Raw genomic sequence first — 8738 nt, 5'->3', positions numbered from 1 at the left:
CAAATCCGTTTTTTGAAGAATTTGTTCCGTTAGTTCTTCCAATTCGTTCATTTTGTTCTCGTTCTGAAAAGCCCAGATAAAGAGAATCGCAAGCTCCCATTGCGGAATTGGAAGCAGTGCAACCGATGTAAGCTGCCACCGCGCTGTTGCACTTCTTCTTATCCTGATCTTTTTTCTCTTTGTTCTGATCCAAACCGAGGTTGGAACAAGAGAGAAAGGCAAGTGCGAAAGTCACGAGAGAGATTTGAAAGAAAGTGATGGGTTTCACGAAAGTTCTCCTTTGAAAAGAGGGGAGTCGTCCCTCTTAAACGAAAGCCTATCACTCGAAAAAGGAAAGAAAATAGAAAAAGTAAAATGGATCCTCCTCGGGAATGAACGATCTTTTTTATGGAATCAAGAATCGAATGCGGATCGAACCAGGTTTCAAACTCGGATTTGGAAAATTTTTCGGTAACGATCCTTATCTCCGAGAATGTTTCAGTCAAAATTTTGCAAATAGAGGCTTGTTTTTTTCTTTTTTGAAAGAAGACTCAAAAGAACCTTAACGAATCCGGAACCTGAGGAAAGACTCAGGGTTCGAATCCTCAAACCAATGCGCATGAAACACCTATATTTCTTCCTGAGCGTCCTTGTTCTTTTTCAATCCTGTTTTCCGATCGATCCGGATAGGGTTCGCTCCTCTCACTATCAAGACGGAAAGTACCGCAATCTCGAAGAAGACGAGAGACTCAATAAGAGTTTTTTTTCGGTCCTTCGATGGAAAATTTTAGGCCCCGCGGATCCTCCCGCGGCGGAAGGAGATCTTGCAAAAATTCCGAATGTGATCCCGAGAACCAAGGAGGATTTTTTAGCTCCGGAAGGAAAGGTAAGAATCATCTGGCTCGGTCATGCGACCGTTTGGATCGCCGCAAACTTTCACGGAAAAAGAATGCACATTCTTACGGATCCGATCTTCACCGGAATTCCGCCTTTTGTTAAGCGACTTACGGAACTTCCGATTCAGCCTGAAAATCTTCCGGGTGTGGACGTAATCGCGGTGAGCCACGCACACAGAGATCATCTCGATATAGATTCCATCAAAAAAATCCAAAAACTTTTTCCGGACGTTACGGTGCACCTTCCTTCCGGGATGAGAGAGTTTGCAAAGGACGAAGGTTTTGATAATGCTCTGATTCAGGAATGGTGGTCCGTTTCCGAATACGCAGGAACAAAAATTCATTATCTTCCCGCCAAACACTGGAGCAGAATGGGTCTTACCGACATGAATCAATATCACTGGGGAAGTTACGCATTCGAATTTGATAATATTCGAATATACTTCGGCGGCGATACGGGTTTCTCGAAACATTTCTCCGAAATCGGGAAAAAATTTCCGCAAGGTTTTACGGCGACGCTCCTGCCCGTCGGCGCTTTTAAGCCGAGATGGTTTATGGAGGCGGCTCATATCGGTCCCAAGGAAGCCTTGGACGCGAGTAAAATTCTTCAGTCGTCACTACTCCTTCCCGTTCACTGGGGAACGTTTGCGCTCGGAGACGATCTCCCTTCGGAAGCGCCCCTCTTTCTCAAAAAACTACAAGGAGAAACGAAAGATTCGACTCAGGTAAAAGTTTGGACCATTGGAGAAATCATCGACTTGTAGAATGCAATATCTCTTTTATAAGATATACTTTGTGGAAAATCGTTTGAAAAATGAAAATATTCGGGAAGAAGTCTGAATTTGTATGAGTTCCTACTTTTTCTCCGGAGAACGAAATTCTTGAGAATTCAAAAAAAAACAAAATTCGGTTTTGCAAAACGACTTTCCCTTTTGATACAATTCATGTCTTGTTTTAAGACCTCGACTGTAGGAACTCACACAAGAATTGTCCCGAAAGATTCCCGTTCAGACGTTCGTAAGTCCGTCGAAAAGACGTAATGTGTGGGAACTCCTGCGCTCCTTTTTCGCGGAGAGTTACTTGGTGAAAAATGAATATTCTTCTTTGTTCTCATTCTTTGGGAAACGCTGGAAATCTCTTAAAAAAAAAGAATCTCAACGGTTTGCGGTTCCTCCGAAATCGAATCCGATGATCGCGACGATTCTTAAAAACATAAGAATTCTTTTATATTCCGATCCTGTTCTTTTACGAAACGAGCGCCTCTATTTTGTAAAAAGAGACTTTCCTTCGCGGTTCATTTTCATTCTTAAATTGACGAAAGGGATACTTTTTTGAAGAATTTTTTGTTCTATCGAAATTGAATTCGCCTTTTCGCAAAAGGAAAACGCCGAAGACGCACAAGAACTCGAAGAAATTTATCTTTACGATCCTACTTCTCGTGAACGGATGGAAGGATATGATCTCAGGTCTGAAAGGAACTCTTAAAAAATTAGAAGTCGGATTCGCTCATCTGGAAACCGGCGGGGTCACCTACGAAATTACGATTTCCTTCAAAACATATCTCGAACTCAAAAGTTTTCCTTCCGCAAAAGAAATTCATCTTCATATCTTCCACGCAATGAACGAAAGAGGACAGAGGCTTTTCGGATTTTTAACCGAGCAAGACAAGGAATTCTTCAAAGTGATGAAAGGACTTCAAGGAATCGGAGAACTGACGGCTCTCAAAATCTTATCCTTTTTCTCCGCGGAAGACCTCTATCGAATCGCACAATCCGGAGAAGCCAAAGAACTCGAGAAAATTCCGAAAGTGAAAGGAAAGACTTCGGAGAAGATTTTTTTCGAAGTGAAACAGAATTTGAAAAAGTTGGAACTCTTTCTTTCCGGAACTTCGGCTAAGGGAACTCCCCTTTCCTCTGTGGTTTCTTCTTCATCTCCGGAAGAAGCAGCCGCCTCCCGAAGAAAGGAAATCGCGGTCTTAGGACTCATCCAGCTCGGTTTTGAAGAAAAAGCCGCAACCAAAGAAGTGGAAAAGGTTTTGAAAAATTCTCCGGAAACCGATCCGGGAGAAATCATCCGAGAAATTCTGAAAGGATTGTAAATGTGTGAGTTCCTACTTTTTTTAGGACCTCGGAAGAATCGGATGCCATTTCTTTCGAAGAAAGATTCAATTTTTGTGTGAGTTCCTACGTTTCTTAGGGTTTTAAGAAGAATCCGACCTTCGCTTCAAAAACTAATATTTCGTTCGTTGGATAGGAGTTCCTACATTTCCGTCCATCAGCTCTTTTATAAGAGGAATCAAATTCTCTTCCCGAACAAAATCTATTGATCGATTTTTAAGCATCGTCCTTCTGGGGGAGTTCCTACATTCCCGAAATCAAAGCTCCTTCGTCGAAGACAAAATTCTCGATTGGAGTTCCAACAAAATTTCGTTTCACGAACCAATTCCCTAAAAAGACCAAAGAGGCTAATCCCAAACTCAAATAGACTTTATGAACTCCCAAAAGTAGGAACTCATACGCGCCAAATTCTTACCGAAAAATCCCGTTCTTCATTCACTTCCAAAAAATCAGAGAACGCGCTGAAAACCGGAATCCGGACCGCCAAACGAAGATTCTCCTGAATTTTTTACTGACACCAAAGTTCCCGCCGAAAACATTATAAATTTAGAGAAAACTGTTCCTCCTACTAAAAGCACTGAACTAAGTTCAATGAAGGTTAATTCATGAAAATTCACGAGTATCAGGCAAAAGAAATCCTGAGAAGGCATAAAGCCAACGTACCTTTTGGGGTCGTTATCGATAATAAAGAAAACGGATCCAAAGCCCACGACGAAGTTACCTACGCAACCGAGGGTTCCGTAGTAGTTGTAAAAGCGCAAATCCACGCCGGTGGACGCGGAAAAGGCGGCGGAGTTAAAGTCACCAAAACAAAAGAAGACGCATTAGCCGCAGTCGATAAGATCCTCGGTATGCAACTCATCACTCCTCAAACCGGACCGGAAGGAAAAAAAGTCCTGAAAGTTTATCTGGAGCAAGGAATCGATATCGCAAAGGAATATTATTTAAGTATTCTACTCGATCGTTCCATTCGTAAAACCATCATTATGGCTTCCACGGAAGGCGGGATGGAAATCGAAGAAGTTGCCGAAACACATCCGGAAAAAATCCTCAAACTCGCGGTGGATCCGGGAATCGGTCTTCAACTCAACCAGGCAAGACAACTTGCATTCGAACTCGGACTTCCGATCGAATCCCATAAATCTTTCCAAAGTCTTCTCTTCGCGATCTATGAAGCTTATATCAAAGAAGACGCATCCCTTTTAGAAATCAACCCTCTCATCCTCACAAAGCAGAATGAGATCATCGCGGGAGATTGTAAAATCGACCTCGACGAAAACGCTCTCTATCGTCATCCGGACAACGCAGCTTTCCGCGATATTACGGAAGAGGATCCCCTCGAAGTTCAAGCGTCCGAATTCAACCTCAACTACGTGAAGTTAGACGGAAACATCGGTTGTATGGTAAACGGAGCCGGACTCGCAATGGCGACGATGGACATCGTTAAGATCGCAGGCGCCGAACCCGCTAACTTCCTCGACGTGGGAGGCGGAGCGAGCAAGACCACCGTTACCAACGGATTCAAAATCATCCTCGGTGACCCGAACGTAAAAGGAATCTTCGTAAACATCTTTGGTGGAATCGTTCGTTGCGACATGGTAGCGGAAGGGATCATCGAAGCCGCGAAGGCTGTGGATCTCAAAGTTCCTCTCGTGGTTCGTCTTCAAGGAACCAACTCGGAACTCGGAAGAGAAGTCCTCAATAAGAGCGGACTCAAAATTACCGGAGTCGACGACCTCCGGGAAGCGGCAAACACAATTGCCAAACTGATCAAGTAAGAGAGAACACACATGGCAGTATTAGTTGACGAAAATACAAAGGTTGTAGTTCAGGGAATCACCGGTAAGGAAGGTTCTTTCCACGCAACTCAGATGTTAGCTTACGGAACCAAAGTGGTTGCGGGAGTTACCCCGGGAAAGGGCGGTTCAAAATGGGAAGACAAGGTCCCCGTTTTTAACACAATCCACGATTCCGTAAAAAATGAAGGCGTAAATGCGGCGGTGATCTTTGTTCCTCCCGCTTTCGCGGCGGATGCGATCATCGAAGGAATTCTTGCGGAACTTCCTCTTGTAATCTGTATCACGGAAGGAATTCCTACCCACGATATGCTCAAGGTTTACAGCGTTCTTAGAAATTCTAAAACCAGACTCGTGGGACCGAACTGTCCCGGAGTGATCACTCCTCGCGCAAAACAAAAACTGGGAATTATGCCGGGCTTTATCCACAGCCCGGGTTCTGTGGGAATCGTTTCCCGTTCCGGAACCTTGACTTACGAATCCGTAGCTCAGATCACAAAACAAGGTTTAGGTCAGTCCACTTGTATCGGAATCGGGGGAGACCCAGTTCCCGGTATGAACCATACGGAAGCGATCAAGCTCTTAAACGAAGACCCTGAAACCAAGGGAATCGTGATGATCGGTGAAATCGGCGGAACTTCGGAAGAAGAAGCGGCCGAATACATCAAGAATTACGTAAAAAAACCGGTTGTAGGCTTTATTGCTGGTCAAACGGCTCCTCCGGGCAAAAGAATGGGACACGCGGGCGCAATCATCAGCGGAGGGCTGGGAACGGCTTCTTCCAAAATGAAAGCGATGCAGGAAGCGGGAATCCATGTTTGCCAGTCCATCGCGGAAGTTGGAGAAAAAATGAAGAAGGCTCTGAGGTAACCAGGGTCTATTCTTACAAGGGTTCCAGAACGGAAGGAGTTACGAAATGGATCAAAAAGTACAAAATTCAAAACAAAGGATTCTTAGAACAAAGAACCTGGGAAGAATTCTCTTGGGAAGTTTCGTTCTTCTTCAAACCTTCTCCCTTGCGGCCGACGAGACCCTCAAACTCTCGACGGAAGAAACCGTAAAGAGAGCGCTGGAAAGCAATTATAGCCTGCAAAATCTTCGCTACGAATTGGCGAAATCGGATACGAACTTCCTGAAAAACGATTCGAAGTATTCTTGGAGATTGGTAGCCGACGGAAAATCGAGCCAGTCGATTCTTCCTTTCAACCAGGCAAACCTCCTCTCAGGAACTAAAATTTCCGACGATACCATCAAGGGTGGGATCGAAAAGACCCTTCAGACGACCGGAACTTATTTTAAGGTGGAAGCCGGAACCAGAAGATTCGACTCGAACGCATTTGAAAACGCGTCCACAACTCCGGCTGGATTTTCTTCTTTAGGAATTCCTCCCCTTTATACTGGATTTGTAAGAGCGACGATCAGCCAGGATCTCCTCAAAAATTCCTTCGGTTATAAGGGAAGAAATGAAGTCAAAATCTTAGAATCTCAAGCCGAGATCGCAAAGAATCAAGTATCCCAACAAATCTCCGGTGTGATCGTAGATTCTCTCGTGGATTTCTGGGACTATTCGATCAAAACACAAGCCGTCAAAACTTACAAACAACTCGTAGAAAACACGAAGAACATCCGCAATCTTACCATTCGCAAACAAGGGCTCGGACTTTCCGAAAGTTTCGAAGTCAATCAGTGGAACGCACTCTTAGCCCAAGCGGAAAACCAACTGGAAACAGCAACGGTGCAAAAAGAAGAAGCAAAGAGAAAACTCGTTCGTTCGTTAAAGATTCCGGAAGGAACTTCGCTTTCTGAAGAAACAAATCTTTTGGAGGACCTCTCTGAAAAACCGGATTATCCGAAAGATTTAGAATACGCTTACAAACACAGAGCGGATTTTTTAAACGCGCTCAAACAAAAAGAAATCGCGGAAGCCGCTTTAAAAAACGCAAACAACGACAGACTTCCCACCCTGACTATCTCCGGAACCGGCGCGAGCCAATCCCAGAATATCGTTTCTCCGCAGGATAATTACACCGATAACAATCACGGGATTACCACGGCGAAGTACAAAGAGTGGACGGGACAGATGAACTTCGTCTATCCGCTGGCGGACAAAGGAATTTACGCTGGAGTCAGAGACGCGAACATTTCCATGCGTCAAGCGACTTTGAAAGAAGAGGACTTGAAAAACGAAGTCAGAGACGACGTTAAAACAAGAATCGAAGCGCTGGAAGCCAGTCACAGAATTTATAAGAATAATATCATCACAGAAAGAGAAACTGAAAACTACTACAACGGAGTGTTGAGAAGTTTCCGCCAGGGAAGAGCCGACGCGGTTTCGGTAAAGAACGCGTTAGACACCCACGTCCAAGATCAGCTTCGACTGACTCAAGCGAGAGTGAATTTTAACATCGATCTCTTGCGTTATTATCTCGCGAAAAACGCGCTTCTCGAACGCTTTCAAGTGGATCGAGATAAGCTGATTCCGAATCTAAATTGATCCAAAGCCGGGGTAGGACTTGAGAAAGAGTTTTTTTGTTTTCCTCGGCCTTGTCTTTGTTTCCGTTCTACTCGCTTTCCTTACTTGGAAATTTCTAACCCGGAAAACCGATTCCGTTTATAAGAATTTTTCCAAAGGAAACTGGGACGACGTCGTTTTAGAAGTTATCAAAAAGAAAGATCCCGATTTAGAGGACTATTCTTTCGCGTCGATGGCGCTGGCGGAATTCAATTCTTCCTTATTGATTCTACCCGCGGAAAAAAAAGAAAAGCTCGCTCTGAAATTTTCCGAAAAATCGGGACTCAAATTTGCGAAGCGGGAAGTTTCCGGAAGGACGATCTACACTTTCGAAGATCGTTTTTTTTCGTTTCTTCCGGACGGATCCTTTCTCAAAACAAGAGCCCTTTGTAAAAAACTGACCCTCGGCGCGGAATACGAAACCTCGGACGTCCTTTCCCGAAATCTCACAAAACTGATTTCTTCGAACCCTCTTCCGCTCTACAACGAATACAACCAAGCTCTTCTTAAATCGCTCGCCTCCGGGTCCGCGAAAGAATTGGATGAGAATGGAAGAGCGAAACTTTCCGGACTTCTCGAATATTTTTCGGGAAGAGAGGATTCTCCGTTTAGCGCGAGTAAGGCGGAGATCGAAGGCAAGAATCTCAACGTAAGAACCGGACCCGGCACGGAAAACCCGATCGCGTTTCAATTCAAGGGCGGAGAAACCGTCTTTATTTTGGATCGGGATTCCCGCACGGAAACGATCGCCGGAAAACGCGGAACCTGGAATCAGGTTTTGGATCTGAGAAACGGCGCCGTCGGTTGGATCTTCTCCGGATTCTTAAAAAACGTTTCACCCGATCTAAGCATTTCGCAAACAATGGAAGAATCCTTTCGCGCCTTAGACCGCGCGCCCGTTTGGGATTTCGAGTCCTGGAAAGAATCTTCCGCACCGTTCGGATTTCAGGGAGAATATCATCTCACCGAAAAGATCGCGTTAGACGGCGATGTCGGCATCGTTCTTCATTCTTCCAAGAACAAATACGATTTTATTTGTCGGAGCGTGGAAGAGCCTTTTCGAGATCTGGAATTTTACGTTTCCTTTTTAGGCGGTGACGAAAGTACTCCCGTCTTTACTTTGTTTGCGGGCCCGCCGGGGGATTTAAACAAGGCCTTTGAAATTGCAATCGATAAGGAAAGTATTTCCATCAATCGGAATCGATATATTACCGGGGATAATTTTTCTAAGAAGAGATTTCGTCTAAATATACAAAGTAACGGCTCCGGTTTTAACAGCGGACTCACGCTCTCGGAAAAAAAGGTTCTTTCTGGGATCGATTCCTTGGAAACGATCGATGCGAGTTCCGGCATCAGATGGAGACTTTGTCTTCCGATGGCGAGAGAAAACGGAGAATCGAGCGTCAGCGTTTTTCAGTTTAAGTTTATTCCGTGACGA

The 8738-nt window shown here is 44.6% G+C and carries 7 protein-coding genes; 6 read left to right on the top strand and 1 reads right to left on the bottom strand.

Annotated features, from left to right (window positions below):
* On the bottom strand, positions 1–268 hold a 268-nt coding region (locus CH376_RS18295; protein WP_243398287.1), incomplete at its 3' end, for a hypothetical protein.
* Between the two features lie 330 nt (positions 269–598).
* On the opposite strand from CH376_RS18295, the gene CH376_RS18290 reads away from it, so the two are divergent.
* From CH376_RS18290 to CH376_RS18260, 6 genes are all read left to right on the top strand, one after another.
* Entirely contained in the window at positions 599–1639 is a 1041-nt protein-coding gene (locus CH376_RS18290; RefSeq protein ID WP_100786195.1) for an MBL fold metallo-hydrolase, read from the top strand.
* A gap of 692 nt (positions 1640–2331) precedes the next feature.
* Positions 2332–2973 (top strand): Holliday junction branch migration protein RuvA, encoded by a 642-nt coding sequence (ruvA, locus tag CH376_RS18280; RefSeq protein WP_100786319.1) that lies wholly within the window; start codon positions 2332–2334, stop codon positions 2971–2973.
* Positions 2974–3597: 624 nt separating this feature from the next.
* Positions 3598–4770, top strand: coding sequence for an ADP-forming succinate--CoA ligase subunit beta (sucC, locus tag CH376_RS18275; RefSeq protein ID WP_100786198.1), 1173 nt, complete (start codon positions 3598–3600; stop codon positions 4768–4770).
* 12 nt (positions 4771–4782) lie between these two features.
* On the top strand, positions 4783–5658 hold the full coding sequence (sucD, locus tag CH376_RS18270) for a succinate--CoA ligase subunit alpha (RefSeq protein ID WP_100786199.1): 876 nt from the start codon (positions 4783–4785) through the stop codon (positions 5656–5658).
* A gap of 46 nt (positions 5659–5704) precedes the next feature.
* Complete coding sequence (locus tag CH376_RS18265; RefSeq protein ID WP_100786200.1) at positions 5705–7282, top strand: TolC family protein; 1578 nt, start codon at positions 5705–5707, stop codon at positions 7280–7282.
* A 19-nt stretch (positions 7283–7301) separates the two neighbouring features.
* Positions 7302–8735: an SH3 domain-containing protein gene (locus CH376_RS18260; RefSeq protein ID WP_100786201.1), complete on the top strand. Its 1434-nt coding sequence runs from the start codon at positions 7302–7304 to the stop codon at positions 8733–8735.
* Positions 8736–8738 lie beyond the last annotated feature (3 nt).

Source organism: Leptospira adleri, assembly GCF_002811985.1.
Lineage (GTDB): Bacteria > Spirochaetota > Leptospiria > Leptospirales > Leptospiraceae > Leptospira > Leptospira adleri.
Note: the sequence above shows the minus strand (reverse complement) of the source record. Positions and strands in the feature narration are given on the sequence as shown.

Coding starts and splice junctions, on each gene's coding strand:
- CH376_RS18290 (WP_100786195.1), top strand. CDS start 599: ATGAAACACCTATATTTCTTCCTGAGCGTCCTTGTTCTTTTTCAATCC.
- ruvA (WP_100786319.1), top strand. CDS start 2,332: ATGATCTCAGGTCTGAAAGGAACTCTTAAAAAATTAGAAGTCGGATTC.
- sucC (WP_100786198.1), top strand. CDS start 3,598: ATGAAAATTCACGAGTATCAGGCAAAAGAAATCCTGAGAAGGCATAAA.
- sucD (WP_100786199.1), top strand. CDS start 4,783: ATGGCAGTATTAGTTGACGAAAATACAAAGGTTGTAGTTCAGGGAATC.
- CH376_RS18265 (WP_100786200.1), top strand. CDS start 5,705: ATGGATCAAAAAGTACAAAATTCAAAACAAAGGATTCTTAGAACAAAG.